This window comes from Methylobacterium sp. E-046, assembly GCF_022829625.1.
In the GTDB taxonomy this organism is placed as follows: domain Bacteria; phylum Pseudomonadota; class Alphaproteobacteria; order Rhizobiales; family Beijerinckiaceae; genus Methylobacterium; species Methylobacterium longum.
In genome coordinates this window covers 1-14536 of record NZ_JAKSYP010000208.1, presented here as the reverse complement: position 1 = coordinate 14536, position 14536 = coordinate 1, and the positions used below count along the sequence as shown (strand labels likewise).

Sequence of the window (14536 nt, the reverse complement as noted above, 5' to 3'; positions counted from 1 at the left end):
GCGTGACTGCCCGGCACGCGCCAGCGCATCAGCCGGTCCCGGTTCAATCGTGGGCCGCTTCGTACGGAGCAATCCCTGCGGGCGGGCCCCGGCCGCGGCACCGACCCGTTCCTGGAGGAGCGGCCGGCGCCCGTGCTCCCCGCGCATCCCGGGCGAGCAGGACCGCAGCGCACGCGTGGCCTTCATCGACGTCCCGGCGAGCCGCGAAGCGCACATCATGTGCCGCGGCGCGTCGGCGACTCCCTGAAGCCGCGCCGCCGTCGCCGCCCCGGGTCTGGCGGGCCCGTGATAAATGATTAACCAAGATCGCGTAAAACGTGATTCCACGATGCGAAGACCCTGATGACATACCTCCAGTCTTCGAGGCACGCCGCGGCGGTCGCAGCAGATATGGGTTGAGTGGTTTGGCGCGCGCGGCACGCTTGGGCCGATCATGAAGAGAGATCGAGCATGTTTGCCACGCAGAACCTCGAGACCTTTGTAAGGGCGGACGCGCCGCGGCCAGGGCCGCGCGCCGGGATGACAAAGCTCGCCGTCGTGACGCCCTATTATCGTGAAGACCTCCATGAACTGGCGACGGCGCATCGCAGTGTCGTGGCCCAGGACGCGGAGGTGACCCACATCATGGTCGCGGACGGCTATCCCAACGCCGCCGTCAATGCCTGGGGCTGCCAGCACATCGTGCTGCCTTCGGCCCATCACGACGCGGGAAATTTCGCGCGCGGCGTCGGTGCGCTCCACGCGTTTCAGAGCGGTGCCGAGTGCGTCTGTTTCCTCGATGCGGACAATTGGCTCGAGCCGAACCACGTGTCGACCCTTCACGACGCCCTGATCCGGGAGCGCTCCGATATCGCGGTGAGCCGTCGGACGTTGAGGCGGCTCGACGGAAGCGTGCTCGATCCGATGGATCCGGAGAGCGACGGCTATCGATTCGCCGACACCGGCACGGTGATGCTCAGCCGGAGAGCCCTCGAGATCGCGGTGCTCTGGACCACATTGCCCGTCGAGCTGAGCGGAGCCGGGGATCAGTTTGTTTGGGCTGCAGTCAATAACAGGGGGTTCGCGATCGCGCGAACGTCGAAGCCCACGATGAATTACAAGACGAAATGGGCGGTGCACTACGCTGGGCGACAAGAATTCCCGCCCCTCGGTTCCGTCGACCTGACAATCGTTCGGAACTCGGAGGCGCATTGGCAAAAACTTCCCGACTCCGAGAAACGAAGAATTATTTTCGGCCGCATTTGATTCGCCGATCGACGACTGCCGAAATCTTGACAGTTCGTAATACTCTGTCTTAGATGCCCGCTCGCGTCAGGATGCGGATCGATCCGCGCATCCCGCCATCCCATACTAATCGAGAATCGCGATGCGCGTGCCTAAAATACTTCATTATTGTTTTGGCATGGCCGAAGATTTTGGTGGGAAACCTTGGAGCCTGATGCACTACGTCTGCTTGCGTAGCGCCATCGAAAAGATCAATCCCGAGACCGTCATGTTCTTCTACGAGCATGAACCGCGTAACGAATGGTGGTCGCTGACGAAGCCGTTCGTCACCGAAGTCAGGATCGAGGCGCCCAGGGAAATCTTCGGCCGCCCGCTGCACAGCGCCGCTCATCGGGCCGACATCGTGCGGCTTCTCGCCCTCATCAAGCACGGTGGCATCTATCTCGATGCCGACGTTTTCGTGCATCGCGACTTCGATCCCCTCCTCGGCTATCCGACGGTCCTCGGCGAGGAGGGGCCCGACGGGCAGTTCGGTACGGCCAATGCGGTGATACTGGCCGAGCCCGGTTCGACATTCATTGCGCGCTGGTTGGAGCAGTATAAGTGGTTCCGGGGTGGCCGGGATCATACGGAGCTATTCTGGAGCGAGCATTCGGTTCAGCTCCCGTTCTTCATGAGCCGTCTGTTTCCCGATGAAATCACTATCTTGAACCATCTGGCTTTCTATTGGCCCCTCTGGGTTGAGCCGCACATCGACTGGATTTTCAGGTCGAACAATCCGATCGACACCACGCAGAGCTTCGCAACGCATCTGTGGGAATCGAAATCATGGTCCCTGATCAAGGACCTGACGCCGGGTCAGGTGCGATCGATGGACACCAATTTCGCCCGCTGGGCGAAGCCCTACGTCGCGCACCTGCCGGACGATTTCGGTGCCGCGCCGTCCGGGCGTTCCGGTACGGAGCATCACCTTCGGACCTCCATCTTTCAGCAGACCTACGCGCAAAATCGCTGGGGCAATGACGGGCAATCCCGTTTCTTCTCCGGTATCGGGTCCCGGGGCGACGTCGCCGACATCTACATACAGGCCATGCTCGCCGAGCTCAGTCACCTGCGACTGAAGATCGGGCGTCCCCTCGTCATCGTCGACATCGGCTGCGGGGATTTTGCCATCGGCCAGAAACTCATGCAGGCGCTGCCCGATCAGTACATCGGGTGCGATCTTGTGCCTGAGCTGATTGAGTATAATGCATCCCGGTACAGCAGTGATCGCGTCTCCTTCAAGGTCCTGGATGCTGTCGCGGACGAGCTGCCGAGGGGTGACGTCTATCTCGTCCGCCAAGTGCTCCAGCATCTTTCGAACTCTGAGATCCAGAGAATAACCGGCAAGTTGTCCTCGTGTCAGAACGTCTACGTGACCGAAGGGTATCCCCGAGAGGTGCTCGGACCGGTGAACCCTGACAAGCCGGCGAGTCACGAGATCCGCTTCGACTGGCGTACGGGGCAGGGCCGCGGTGTCGAACTCGATCAGGCTCCCTACAGCTTGAATGTACGGCTGATCTGTCAGGCCGAGCTTCCGAAGGAAATCATCCGGACGTTTCGGGTGGGCCTGTAACGACATCGTCACGCGTGTGGTGATCCGCGTGATCGGGGGGCGGAGCAGAACGAGCGCAGGGGCGCGCCCGTCAATCCTCGTGGCCCATTCGCGTCTTCCCGATGACCTCTGCTCCGGGTTCCTTGCGCCCTGCCCTGCCCTGCCCTGCCCGTGTCCCGGCGGCGGCGTACGCCACATCGCAGCCAGCTGTCCTCGACTTCTTGGTGGTAATTGGTTGTGTGCTGGGCCGTGAGCGGGTTCTGGCGCTGTCGCGGCGTCGGCGGACCGCCCCGGAGGGCCCGTCATCCCCGCCGAGCCGCGCTGAGCGGCTGCGGGACAGGCGCGGACGTCGATCCCGGGCCCGGTCTCGGGATGAGTGCGCCGTCACGGGATCGCGATAGTCTGCGCTAAAATCGAAACCTGCCGAGGGGAAAGTCGGCGCGTTCCGGATTGTTCGGCATGTCCAGCAGCGTGGGATACTCGCTCGCGGTGGGCTGGAAGCTGCCGCGATCTTTCCGCAATAAGGTAAGTTCCAGTACGGTTGGAACGGGGATGCTGCCTAGTATCGCCCACGCACCATAATTGTTCGCATGAACGTGAATGACATGATGATTGGTTGAGAGATTGGTGACGGCCCGTCCGATCAGGTCGGCATGTCGGGGATCGGCCAGGGCATTGATGGCGTGGACTTCGATGACGATCTGACGGAAGCGGGCGAGCAGCGCGGTGCTGCAATTGGCCAGGATGGGCCACTCGAACCCTTCGACATCACATTTTAGAATCAGGTCCCGATCGCCGGGTTGCGAATTTTCCGCGACGATATCGGCCAATGTTTTGAACCCGGGCTCGGAATGGTCTGCCCCGATCCCGGTCTTCTCCCAGGTGAAATGCGGATGATGGGCCGGCAGTTGGTTTATCGTGTGGTCGTATTGAAAGATCTTTATGCCCTTGTTGGCGATGTCGAGGTCCCACGAGACGTCATGGCTGATCCCGAGGGAGTAGGCGGCCGTCACGCCGTCGAAGTCGTCGGCCATGACATAGCCGCCGTCGAACAACCGCCCGTAGCGGGATTTTCTCATGCCTGCGCAATCGTGCGGCGCCAGCTGGCCCAGGATGTGGGCCACACTCATCCTGGTCGAGTGTTTGTAATCAACGACGGCTTCTGAAATGTTATATTCGAGCATGGGCATGAGTGAACCCCTTCATTATGGTCTTCGTACCGGCTGACAGTATCGTTCAGCGTGCGGCTTGGCGGAAAATGCCAATGACGAGGTCGCACGATCGAATTGCGGCTTCGTGGTCGGATGACGTCGTGGGCGTGGCGGCGATGATCGCCCTCGTCGATCCTGTGGTGATCACCTTGCGACGACAGGTTCAGGCAGGGGTATGAAAGACAGGTTCACGGCGGAAACCCGCCGTGATCGGTCGATCACGACATGGCCGCCGCCGCCGCGGTGAGTCCCCACTGCACGAGATCTTGCGCCGCCTGGGCCGACTTGGCTTCCGCGTAGCACCGTAACTCGGGGGCATTGCCCGAGGCACGGAAATGGATGGTGCGTCCGCTGTCAAGCTCGACCCTGATGCCGTCCTGCTGATCGACCGACCGCACCGAACCGATCGACCGCAAGAATTCGGTTCGGAAGGCCTCGTCGCGAAGCCGGTCGAGAAACGCGCCGCTCCGCTCCGACGGCGTGTTCGGGAGCCGGTCGCTGGCCATCTCCCCGGCATCGAGGGACAGGACGAGTTCGGCCAGGGAGGTGCCTGCCGTCTGCACGGCGGCCAGTGTGGCCAGGATGGGCAGCATGGCATCCCGGGTCGGCAGGGCGGGCAGGACCTTTCCGCCGATGGCGACGTCCGATCCGAGCAGGAAGCCGCCATTGGCCTCGAACCCGACGACGGAGCGCGCGCCGGCGCCGATCGCCTGCTCCATCCCGGCGATGACGAAGGGGGAGCCGACCTTGGTGCGCACCACCCGCGTGAAGCCGCCGGAGTGTTCGAGCGCCGAGCCCGCGGTCACCGGCACAACGACCGTGTCGGCGCCGAGGAACCGGGCGGTGATCAGGCCGAGCACGTCGCCCCGCACGATCCGCCCGGCGCCGTCCGCGATCAGGGGTCGGTCGGCGTCGCCGTCGGTTGTCACGAGCGCGTCGAACGCGCCTGCGGCCATGGCCTCGCGGATGAAGGCGATGTCCTCGGGCCGATGAGCCTCGGTGTCGATCGGCACGAAGGTTTGCGACCGGCCGATCGGGGTCACCTGGGCGCCGAACTGTCCGAGCAGGTCCGTCAGGAGATCGCGGGCGACCGAACTCTGCTGATAGACCGCGACGCGCAGACCCTTCAGGATCTCGGGCGCGAAGGTCTCGCCGTAGCGGCGACGGTAGCGCTCGATGGCGCCGGGCTCCTGCGTGGCAGGAACGGGCGATGCCGGTGCCGCGTCGGCATCGGCGACCTCCGCGAGGGCGGCCAGGATCGCGGCCTCGTCGGCCTTGGTGATCTCGCCGTCGGGCCGATAGAACTTCAGGCCGTTGCGGTCCTCGGGGATGTGGCTGCCGGTGACCATGACGGCAGGGGCGCCGCGCCGCGTCGCTTCGAGGGCGAGGGCCGGCGTCGGCAGGGCGCCGCAGTCGATCGCCTCAAATCCGCACGCCGCCGCGGCCGCCGCCACCGTGGCGGCGATGCCCGGAGAACTGTCGCGCAGGTCGCGTCCGATCACCACGGCGCGGCCGCCCTCCCCCGTGGGGACGGACCGGAAGAACGCACAGGCGTAGCGGTAGCTCGGCCGGCCCACCAGGTCCGTCACGAGGCCGCGCAGGCCGCTCGTACCGAATTTCAGACTGCTCACGGCGTTCTCGTCGGGATCCGGGCACTCTGGTGCGCCCCGGCGAGTGATGCCGCGAAACGCACGCCATCACAACGCCCGACCCGGGCCCGGGCCCTCAGCGCCCGCGGGACACCTCAGGCATTGAGGCGCTTGTAGACCTCGATCGCGTCATCGACGTTCTCGTAGACGATCGCGCGCCCGTTGAGCAGGACGAGGCCGTGCGTGCACCACCGGCGGATCGTGTCCATGGAGTGTGAGACCATGATGATGTCCGCGTCCTTCCGGCGTTGGGCGAACACCTCGTCACAGCGCTTCGAGAAGCGCGCGTCGCCGACCGAAGTGATCTCGTCGATCAGGTAGCAATCGAACGGGATCGCCATGCTCATGCCGAACGCGAGGCGCGCAGCCATGCCCGAGGAATACGTGTAGATCGGGGCTTCGAGGTAGCTGCCGAGTTCGGAGAAATCCTCGACGAAGTCGAGCACCTTTCGTGGCTCCTCCCCGTAGATCCGCGCGACGAACATGACATTGTCGCGGCCGCTCATCTTGGGGTGGAAGCCGCCCGCGAAGCCCAGGGGCCAGGAAACGCGCCGGTCGCGGCGGATCTTCCCCTTCGACGCGTCCTCGGTCCCGGCGATGAGCCGCATCGTGGTCGATTTGCCAGCGCCATTGATGCCCAGGATACCGTAGGAGATGCCGGGCTTCAGGGTGAACGATGCTTGATCCAGGATGATCCGAGGGTAGCCGTTGGTCCGGTAGATCTTGGTAACTTTCTCGAAACGGATCACGGGGCCGTTCTCCCGACAGACGATCAGACAGCGATGGCGGTTCGGACTGCTAGAGCACGAAGGTGGCCAAACTTGGAGATGGCCCCGCGGGGCGGCCTCGCGCGCGGGAGCGGCGCCGACATCCTTTTGCCGTCTGTCGATGTGAAGGGCCAGACCGTGTCGGACTCGCCGCGGCCCTTGTGGCAGCCAAGCCCGAATCACGTCCGGAGCCGCGGAAGCCGGGAAGCAGACAATGAGCACAGACGTCCAGCGCACTGCGGGTCGACCGCCCAGGGCCGCTGATCGACAGAGGGCGATGGCCGAGGCCCTGCAGCTCACCCGGCTGACGGGTATGATCGATCGCAAGAAGGGCATCCGGTCCTACCAGAGCCACGTCAAGGACGATCCCTGGATCCCGATCCTGTTCGCGCTCTGCTTCGTGCTGCCGGTCGCGATTGGGGCGCTGTATTATGGCTTCATCGTCTCGGATCGATACGTGACGGAGACGCAGTTCGCGATCAGGCCGGCGATCGGCTCCGCCGAGAAGGCGGCGCCCGACGAGGTCGGTACGAATGCCGGAGTCGTGAACTCGACGATCGCGCAAGACAGCATGATCACGCAAGAGTACATCTATAGCCGTCCGATGCTGGAGACCATCGAGGCGCAGCTGCCCCTGCGCGAGTGGTTCAGTCGGGACGACATCGACTACTTCTCCCGCCTCAATCCCGAGAAGCCCATCGAGAAACGGCTACGCTACTGGAAGCGCCGCGTTGCCGTCGACATCGAGTCGGCGTCCGGGATCATGTCGCTGTCGGTCGAAGCCTTCGAGCCGGCGGAGTCGCTGGCCATCACTCAGGCCATCCTGCAGGCGGCGGACGCGATGGTGAACGGCCTGAGCGCCCGGGCCCGCGAGGATGCCGTCGCCGAGAGCACCCGCGAGCTGAAGCGCGCCGAGGAGCGCGTCCGCAAGATCAACACGGCCCTGACTGACCTGCGCAACCGGGCCGGCGTGCTCGACGCCGTAAAGTCGAACGAAGCCACCCTGAAAACGATTTCGGACCTGCGCACCGCGCGGGTCAACCTCGCGGTCCAGCTCTCCGTCGGGCAGCGCGATCTCGGTCCGGCAGCCCGGAACATCATCGACATCAAGCAGCAGATCGCCGATCTGGATACCAACATCGTGCGCCTGCAGCGGGAGAGCGCCGGAGAGGCCCCCGAGCAGAAGCGCCAGCTCTCGAGCGCGCTCACGCAGTTCGAGGCGCTCGAGAACGAGCGGAAGGGCGCGGAGAAGTATTACGAGTCGGTGCGCAAGGCGAACGAGCATGCGCGCATCATCGCGGCGCGTCAGGTCGAATACCTCAGCCCGATCGTCGTGCCGGTGAAGGCGGAATCCTCCACCGAGCCGCGCAGGACCCTGATGATCAGCTTGATCACCGCGGGCGCCGCCGTGCTGTTCGCCGCGGCGCTGTTCGGGCGCAAGGTGATGATCAGCTGAGGATCGCGCCGGATCGATCCGGCGCCGGGCGTCATCGGCGCAGGACGGGCCGGTGCTCGCGCGGCGATCGGTCGGAGTGAGCGGCGCGGCTGCCCGACCCGGCGCGCGATCCCGGTCGGCTACCGCGCTGGCGCTGATCCGCCACCCCCGGCCGGGCGCCGGCCCTCGCGCAAGGCGACCGGGGCGCGACCGAGGCGGCCGGCGTTCCGCCCTTGTCCCGCCCGCCAGACCCGCGGGAAGGCCGCGGCCCCTCGCGGCTGCGAGGCGGGAGGATGGTCCCCCACGCTTCGAACCGATCGGCCTCGCTCTGCGCGCGTCGCGGCTCTAGTCTGCGGGGTCCGATCCCAGGACCTTCTGGGCCCCCTCCAGCAGGACGAGGTGCTGCACGGCGGCGGGACCGCTGACTGGGATCGATCGGCTCGCCTCGGCGATCAGCCTTCGGAACTTGCGGCGATTGAGGCCGCGCCAACCGGTGCTCGCCAGAACTGCGGCCAGGACAATCTGCGTCGCTTCGGTGCGAAAATCGGCTTCCTTGATCCCGTTGAGAAACTGGGCCTCGGGACCGTCCTCGCTCCGGAGCGCCTCCGGCAATTGTCTCAGCTGCTGTGACAGCTCCACGATGATCCGGTCCATGAGGTGTCGTCGAGCGGTCTGAAGCTCCGCCGCCTCCATCGGGACCCTGCCTCGGCGCAGCCACGCGTAGAACTCCGTCGCCTCCGCCTCGGCGATCTCATCGACGCGCAGATCCAGGTATCCCATTGCCGCCAGTTCCAGCAGCATCAGGCGGAAGCTCGACGGCACGAAGATCCAATTGTGGGCATCGACGTACTCGGGCAGCCCGGCGAGGGCGAGCTGCTCGTGCGCCTTGTCGAACGGGATGGCGATGACGCCCTCCCGGGTGTCGTCACCCGGCCAGCCCGGTGCGCCGCCCTTGTGGATCGTGCGCATGACGGATTCGAAATGGGTGCGCGTGTCGTGACGAGCGCGCTTCTCCAGGAATGCCGCCAGCGCATCGCCGGTGGTCGAGGGGTGGCGGTAGAAGTCGAAGCACTTCCGCTTGTCGGGGACGGCCAGGATGATGACCCCGTCGGGCCGGATCAGGGTCTCGGCGGCCTGAAGGAAGGTCACCACGTCGGTGGTGTGCTCGATGACGTGGCTGGCGATGAAGGCGTCGAATGTGCCGTGCTGATCGGCCGGCACCGCATCCGCGAGGGAGCCGCCTTGCCAGACGAAATCGACCTCCTCGATCCGGGTCGTGTCGACCCCATGATGCGCGGTGTACTTGGCCACGAGATCGTCGCGCGAGGCATGGTCGATGACAAAGGTGTTCCAGCCCTCCCGCTTCGGCGCGAGCGGAGCGAAGCTCGGTCCCACCTCGACGAGGCGGGCGTCCCTGGGCAGCGATCGCAGAAGGCGTTGTGTCCGATTCATACACATCCACTCCTCGTTGAGGTGGGGTACACAAAGAGTCCGTGCGGGTCACGAGGCCTTGCGACTGGTTCGACTGCGCGTCGTGCAGCCGTATGGCCGGCCGGGAGCGAAGCGCCGCGTGGCCAGGGTCGGGGTCGCCATCCTGCGGCTGGTGGCGAGGGCGACCCCTCGCGATCGGAGCGTCGATGTGGCCTGACCGGCCGTTGCCGGAGCGAGCGCAGCGCAGGAATCAGCCGGGGCTGAGGGATGGGGCGATGTCACGGTGACCGAGGCCGGAGGAGGCGGTGCTGAATCTGCGCCGGACCGCGGTGGGGACCGCGCAGGGCGAGAGCATCGCCGGCGCCGGTGAGGACACGGACGTGTCCTAGCAGAGCCGCGGAAGCGGGCGCAAAGCCGAGGGCGCCCCGAGGGTGCAGGCTGGGACGTTGAAGGATCCGGCCCCCGGGAGCGCGCGGCTTCGACGGCTGATGGTCGTCTCTCCTCGACGAGGCGGGCGCGACGGGTGCCCCTCGGGGTAGGCGTGACCGTTGAGCGACGCCAGCAGGCGGTCGACGGCCTGCGGGCGAGGAGGCGCCGCCCCGGGCCATCATAGCGCCGCCGTCCGATTGCGGCCCTGGTTGCCTCAACGCGCCGCCGCACCGCGCCGCTTCAAGCCGCCGCCTGACCTCGATGGGGCCAGGTCGTGCCGGAACGCCCGCAAGGGCGCCGTGATGCAGGGACCGGCCGCGCCACCGCCTGTCGCACGCCGCCCGGGCGGAGGGGCGGCCGGCTTGCCTCGTCGGGCGCTTCGACGGGGGCGGGCCTGTGATCCGCTGCATGACCCTTCAGGAGGAAGACGGGGTTGCCCCCGCCCGTCGTTTCCGTCCCCGGCCCCGCAGGGCCTCCTATCCGTCCGCGGCCGGCCCGGTCCGGGGCGAGGTCCGGCCTCTGTCCCGGAGGCATGGATCCCCGAGAGCCCGACCGTTTCGTCGCGGCGATCCGGCCGCGGTTCAGCGTCCGCTCGTCCCGGATCCGGTGGACAGGCTCGATCCGACGCTGCCCGAGAGCTGGCTCGGCGTGCCGAGGAGCTGGCCGTTGGGGCTCGTGTCCAAGCTGAGGTCCGGCGATGCAAGGCCACCGGGCGACGGATTCGTCGATTGAGCGGGCTCGAACACCTGAAGGCCTCCCGCCAGCGGTGTGACGGCGCGATCAGGGCGGATCGTCGTCTCGCAAAAGCCCTGGCAGATCGGCACCATCAAATCCGTCGGCTGACAGATCGGCCGCATCACGCCCTGAACGCAGACGCAGCGACACAGCGCCGAAGCCGGAGCGGGCAGGAGTAGAAGGGAAGCGGCGAGCATAAGCCGGCGCATGGCGGTCAATCCAGGGGCCCGGGAGGGCGGTACGGCCTGATAGCACATTGTGCAGACCTGCCTGAATGCGGCGTCCCTGCCCCTGGGGCGGACGATGTCGTCCCGGGACGGCCGCGCTGCGGGCCGGCGCGAGGCCCCTGGCCGAGGCTCGCGGTGCCGACCCTGGGCCAGTCAGGCGCAGGAGCGCCTCCAGGCCGGATCGATCTAGCGTACGGCCGCGCCCGCCCCGTCCGGCGGCGCAGTCGCGGCCCGGCAGCGCCCGACGGGCCCCTGGGCGTCCGACCTCGCCCGCCGGTTGTGCCGGCGGCTCTTCTGGCGGCGGACGCGATCGGAGGGACGCCGCACGGACGGGAACGATTCGGGCCGGACCCGGCGCACCTCACGGGACTCCGGCCGGCGGCCTCGGACGGTCCCGCGCGGGACGAACCGCCCGACGGTGGGGGCCGCCCGCCTTCCGGGGGGGGGCGGCCCGTGCCTGCGCCGTGCTCGGCGTGGTGGTTCAGGCGGTCAATTGCAGCTCAAGATGCGCGCGGAGAACGGAATAGTGCTCGACGACAGTGTCGAGATTCGCAGCGTTCGCCTTCCTGATCCGCTCGGAACCCAAATCCGGCTGGTAGTTCAGGATGTAATAGGCCGCATGCGCCTTCAGCTTCGTCGCAACGAAGGCCGCATCGGCCGACAAGGCAACCTCGGCGCGGACCAAGTGAAGCCGCCGGGAGATTTCGAGCCATTGCAGATCGAGTGCGATGCCGCTGCCCATCTGCTTGAACAAATCGAACGTCGAGTCGAGAATTTCCAGTGCGGCGACTGCGGACATGAGGCGCTCCGGTCAGGGCTGCGCGAGGACGAGATCGGGGCGTACGTACCAATCGTCGAAGAGGGAGAACTGCCGGAATTTTGGACGATACCCGAAGCCCGTCAGAAGGTCGTAGATCTTCTCGCGCGTCCCTGAGAAGTTATGCTCGACGCTGATCAGGGCCACGTCGTGGCGCGTGAAATCGAAGCTTTGCAGCACATCGAATTCGCCGCCTTCCACGTCGATGCTCATGTAGTCGATACGCTTCGGCGCGCGGGCCTCCACGAGAAAGCGGTTCAAGGAAATCGTCTCGACACTGTACTGCCGGCCTTCCTGGCGAAAATCTGAGTGGAAATCGCTCTCCATAAGATCTTTCATGCCGGACAGCTCGCCGATATCGACTTCGTTGAATACAACTTGGATGCCGTCGGTCTTGTAGACGCATTTGTCGCTGATGTAGCAATCCCGATTCTTGTACAAAGCCTCGTGCCAGGCTCGGGCCGGCTCGGCCACGGCGCCCTGCCAGCCGAACATCTTCTCGAGCAGGAGCGTGTTGCTGAGGCTCACTCCGTCGCAGGCGCCGAATTCGACGAAATATCCGTTCCGCTTCTCCCTCAGCTCGTACAGAACCCAGAGGTCTTGGAGCAGCTGGGAATTGGACAAGGGGGCCATCTTCGTGGCGAACGCGAGGAAATCGAGTTCCGACGTGAAGATATGAGGCCTTTCGGCAAGATGGTATTTCAAATCGATCAACGAATTGAACACCGTCAGAAGCTCGACATCCATGACTCTTGCTCTGTTCGTTGAACTCAGCGCCAGCGTGGTGACTGCGGTTTGGGGCCGCTCAGGGGCGGACGCTGCCTGGAGGCTGCGCCTTGAGGATCCGCGTCGAGCCCTCGAAGAGGACGGTGTGCTGGAGCGCTTCCGGGCCGTGGTCGGGGATGGCCTGCGCGGCCCTGCGGATGGTCGTCACGAAGCGATTTCGGCTGAAGCCGAACGGCCGGAGGCTGCCGATCACCGCGTCCACGAGTGTCGCCATGGCGTCGAACCGCGCTTTGTATCGATCGCGCTCGCGCTCTGCCGCATCGAGCTGAGCCTTGATGAGGGCGACTTCCGTCTGCTGATGCTGGATCTGCCGGATATACTTCGTCTCGATGTCGTTGACGGGCTTCTTTGTCATGCGAGAGCCTTAAGCTTCCCAGGCAGGCCTGTGCCGAACGGGGTGGCGGCTGCGCCGGGCGGAGGCGTGACCGGACGGATTGTTCCGGGGCTGCGGCGGCCTGGCCGCACCGGCAGTGCCGCCTCGCCGGGACGGGGATACGGAAGACCGGGAGCCGAGAACCCCGGACGATCGTATCCGTATCGGCGCAGTCTACATCTGTATCTTGCCGACGATGTGCTTGACGAGAAGCAGGCCGATGCTCGTGGTGGTCAGCCCGAACATGATGATGTAAAGGAAATCAATCTGCAGTCCGGAATAGGGATAATAGGCCAGTCGAACCCACTCGGCCAGCTGAAGTGCGGGGTTGTACTTCATCCAATAATAGATCTTATCGGGCATGTAGCTGGGCAGGAACATCACGCCGCTGGAAATGTAGAGGATGATGCTGAAGAGCGAGTAGCCGATAAGGTATCCCGGGAAGAAGGCGATGATCGCGACGTTGATGGTTCCGACGCCGACACCGAGGATGATGGCGGCGATGTACCCGCATACAGCGGTCAAGGGGTCCGACGGCACAGGATCGGTCCCGATGGCCGCCAGCACGGACGAGATGACGATCAGTGCCAGAAAGCCCGTCACGATCTCCACGAGGATGCGCGCGAGAATCACGTCGAAGATCTTGACCTGCGGATAGTAGGTCAGCGGCCGGTTCATGATGACCGCCTTCATGACCTCTCGGGAGATGTACTGGAAGACCAGCACCGGAACCGCGCCCGTGGCGAAGAAAAGCGGCCGGCTGTCCCCGAGCGGGGCCGCCAGTTTCTGGAACGTGTAGATCGCGATCAGCACGAAGACGTGCACGCAGGGCCAGAGCACGACCACGCCGTAACCCCAGAGGGAGGCTCCGAAGCGCGTGCGCATGTCGCGCAGCATCAGCGCGCACAAGACGTGCAGATAGGCCTCGTTCGCGCTCTTTACTTTCTGAGCCTGCGGGACGGCGGACATCAGGATAACCTCTGCGTTGCAGGGCCTGCTTTAACAAAGAAAGGGGCCAAAGTGAGTTGCCCGGGCACCTGCGCGCTCTGCGGGCAAGCGTCAGGGTGCGACGCCGTAATAGGCGCGCATCAGGTCACCGTATGCGGTGGCCTGGATCTGCCGGGAGGGACCGCCGCTGGCCGAGACGTCGACGGCGAGCAGCCGGTCGTTGAGGGCGGCCGGGTCGGCGGCCAGGGCGTAGGGCAGCAGGTGGCCGTTCGGGTGGGCGCGCAGCCGCTCGCCCTGGGCGCCGAGGTCGAAGGCCACCACCGGCAGGCCGGTGCGCAGCGCGAGCGTCAGCCCGTACGCGTATGTCTCCGGCCAGATCGTCGGCAGCAGGATCAGGTCGGTCGAGACCTGGGTGACGAGATCGAGGGTCTCCTCGTCCTCCCAGTGGTGGCCGGTCTCCGCGATCTGGAGGGCCGCCCGCGCCACGCGATCGAGGGTCGGGTCGTCGGTCGAGTAGCGCCCGGTTTCGAGGACGCCTGCACGCTCCAGGCCGCCCGTGAGGGCCGGGTCGGAGAAGCCCACGATGGAGAAGTGCAGCGGCAGACCGCGTTTGCGCGCATCCGCCGCCAGGGCCTGCAGCAGGAGCCCGCCTTCGGGCAGGCTGATTCCACCCAGCACGGCGACGCGGCGGATCTGTCCGTGCCGCTGGAGGGCGGTGTCGCGCACGGCGCGCTCGGGCTCGAGGTGCGGCCGGACCGTGACGGCGAGATCCGGGTACACGCCCCGGATCCGCGCCGCCGTGTCGGCGGACGGCGCGAACACCCGCGCGGCGCCCGCCAGGAAGGCCCCGAACGTCGCCCGCCGCGCCCCCGGGTCCGGCTCCTCGAACCCGTCCGCATCCGCGGCCAGG

11 protein-coding genes and 1 pseudogene are annotated in these 14536 nt (G+C 65.9%); 3 read left to right on the top strand and 9 right to left on the bottom strand.

Annotation, left to right across the window (positions count from 1 at the left end):
- Positions 1-450 precede the first annotated feature (450 nt).
- Both MKK82_RS20800 and MKK82_RS20795 read left to right on the top strand, forming a co-directional pair.
- Complete coding sequence (locus MKK82_RS20800) at positions 451-1245, top strand: glycosyltransferase family A protein (RefSeq protein ID WP_243986685.1); 795 nt, start codon at positions 451-453, stop codon at positions 1243-1245.
- 121 nt (positions 1246-1366) lie between these two features.
- Complete coding sequence (locus MKK82_RS20795) at positions 1367-2839, top strand: glycosyltransferase (RefSeq protein WP_243986684.1); 1473 nt, start codon at positions 1367-1369, stop codon at positions 2837-2839.
- A gap of 386 nt (positions 2840-3225) precedes the next feature.
- Here MKK82_RS20795 and MKK82_RS20790 read toward each other — a convergent pair whose 3' ends face one another.
- From MKK82_RS20790 to MKK82_RS20780, 3 genes are all read right to left on the bottom strand, one after another.
- Complete coding sequence (locus MKK82_RS20790; RefSeq protein WP_243986683.1) at positions 3226-4008, bottom strand: FkbM family methyltransferase; 783 nt, start codon at positions 4006-4008, stop codon at positions 3226-3228.
- A 239-nt stretch (positions 4009-4247) separates the two neighbouring features.
- Positions 4248-5660, bottom strand: coding sequence for a phosphomannomutase (locus MKK82_RS20785; RefSeq protein ID WP_243986682.1), 1413 nt, complete (start codon positions 5658-5660; stop codon positions 4248-4250).
- Positions 5661-5773: 113 nt separating this feature from the next.
- Complete coding sequence (locus tag MKK82_RS20780) at positions 5774-6427, bottom strand: ABC transporter ATP-binding protein (protein ID WP_243986681.1); 654 nt, start codon at positions 6425-6427, stop codon at positions 5774-5776.
- A gap of 232 nt (positions 6428-6659) precedes the next feature.
- Between MKK82_RS20780 and MKK82_RS20775 the strand changes: the two genes are divergently transcribed.
- Positions 6660-7901 (top strand): capsule biosynthesis protein, encoded by a 1242-nt coding sequence (locus tag MKK82_RS20775; protein ID WP_243986680.1) that lies wholly within the window; start codon positions 6660-6662, stop codon positions 7899-7901.
- Between the two features lie 324 nt (positions 7902-8225).
- On the opposite strand, the gene MKK82_RS20770 is transcribed toward MKK82_RS20775, so the two are convergent.
- The 6 genes and pseudogenes from MKK82_RS20770 to MKK82_RS20745 all read right to left on the bottom strand — a co-directional run.
- Complete coding sequence (locus tag MKK82_RS20770) at positions 8226-9332, bottom strand: methyltransferase domain-containing protein (protein WP_243986678.1); 1107 nt, start codon at positions 9330-9332, stop codon at positions 8226-8228.
- Between the two features lie 1851 nt (positions 9333-11183).
- Complete coding sequence (locus tag MKK82_RS20765) at positions 11184-11501, bottom strand: hypothetical protein (RefSeq protein WP_243986676.1); 318 nt, start codon at positions 11499-11501, stop codon at positions 11184-11186.
- Between the two features lie 12 nt (positions 11502-11513).
- Complete coding sequence (locus tag MKK82_RS20760; protein WP_243986674.1) at positions 11514-12266, bottom strand: FkbM family methyltransferase; 753 nt, start codon at positions 12264-12266, stop codon at positions 11514-11516.
- 58 nt (positions 12267-12324) lie between these two features.
- Positions 12325-12660 (bottom strand): hypothetical protein, encoded by a 336-nt coding sequence (locus MKK82_RS20755; RefSeq protein WP_243986672.1) that lies wholly within the window; start codon positions 12658-12660, stop codon positions 12325-12327.
- Between the two features lie 192 nt (positions 12661-12852).
- Entirely contained in the window at positions 12853-13647 is a 795-nt protein-coding gene (locus tag MKK82_RS20750; protein WP_243986671.1) for an ABC transporter permease, read from the bottom strand.
- A gap of 90 nt (positions 13648-13737) precedes the next feature.
- Positions 13738-14536 (bottom strand): annotated as a pseudogene (locus MKK82_RS20745) (glycosyl transferase); the annotation flags it as partial.

Excerpts from the sequence above, each read along its gene's own strand:
- MKK82_RS20765 (WP_243986676.1), bottom strand. The coding sequence starts at position 11,501 with ATGTCCGCAGTCGCCGCACTGGAAATTCTCGACTCGACGTTCGATTTG.
- MKK82_RS20760 (WP_243986674.1), bottom strand. The coding sequence starts at position 12,266 with ATGGATGTCGAGCTTCTGACGGTGTTCAATTCGTTGATCGATTTGAAA.
- MKK82_RS20775 (WP_243986680.1), top strand. The coding sequence starts at position 6,660 with ATGAGCACAGACGTCCAGCGCACTGCGGGTCGACCGCCCAGGGCCGCT.
- MKK82_RS20795 (WP_243986684.1), top strand. The coding sequence starts at position 1,367 with ATGCGCGTGCCTAAAATACTTCATTATTGTTTTGGCATGGCCGAAGAT.
- MKK82_RS20750 (WP_243986671.1), bottom strand. The coding sequence starts at position 13,647 with ATGTCCGCCGTCCCGCAGGCTCAGAAAGTAAAGAGCGCGAACGAGGCC.
- MKK82_RS20800 (WP_243986685.1), top strand. The coding sequence starts at position 451 with ATGTTTGCCACGCAGAACCTCGAGACCTTTGTAAGGGCGGACGCGCCG.
- MKK82_RS20790 (WP_243986683.1), bottom strand. The coding sequence starts at position 4,008 with ATGCCCATGCTCGAATATAACATTTCAGAAGCCGTCGTTGATTACAAA.
- MKK82_RS20770 (WP_243986678.1), bottom strand. The coding sequence starts at position 9,332 with ATGAATCGGACACAACGCCTTCTGCGATCGCTGCCCAGGGACGCCCGC.
- MKK82_RS20755 (WP_243986672.1), bottom strand. The coding sequence starts at position 12,660 with ATGACAAAGAAGCCCGTCAACGACATCGAGACGAAGTATATCCGGCAG.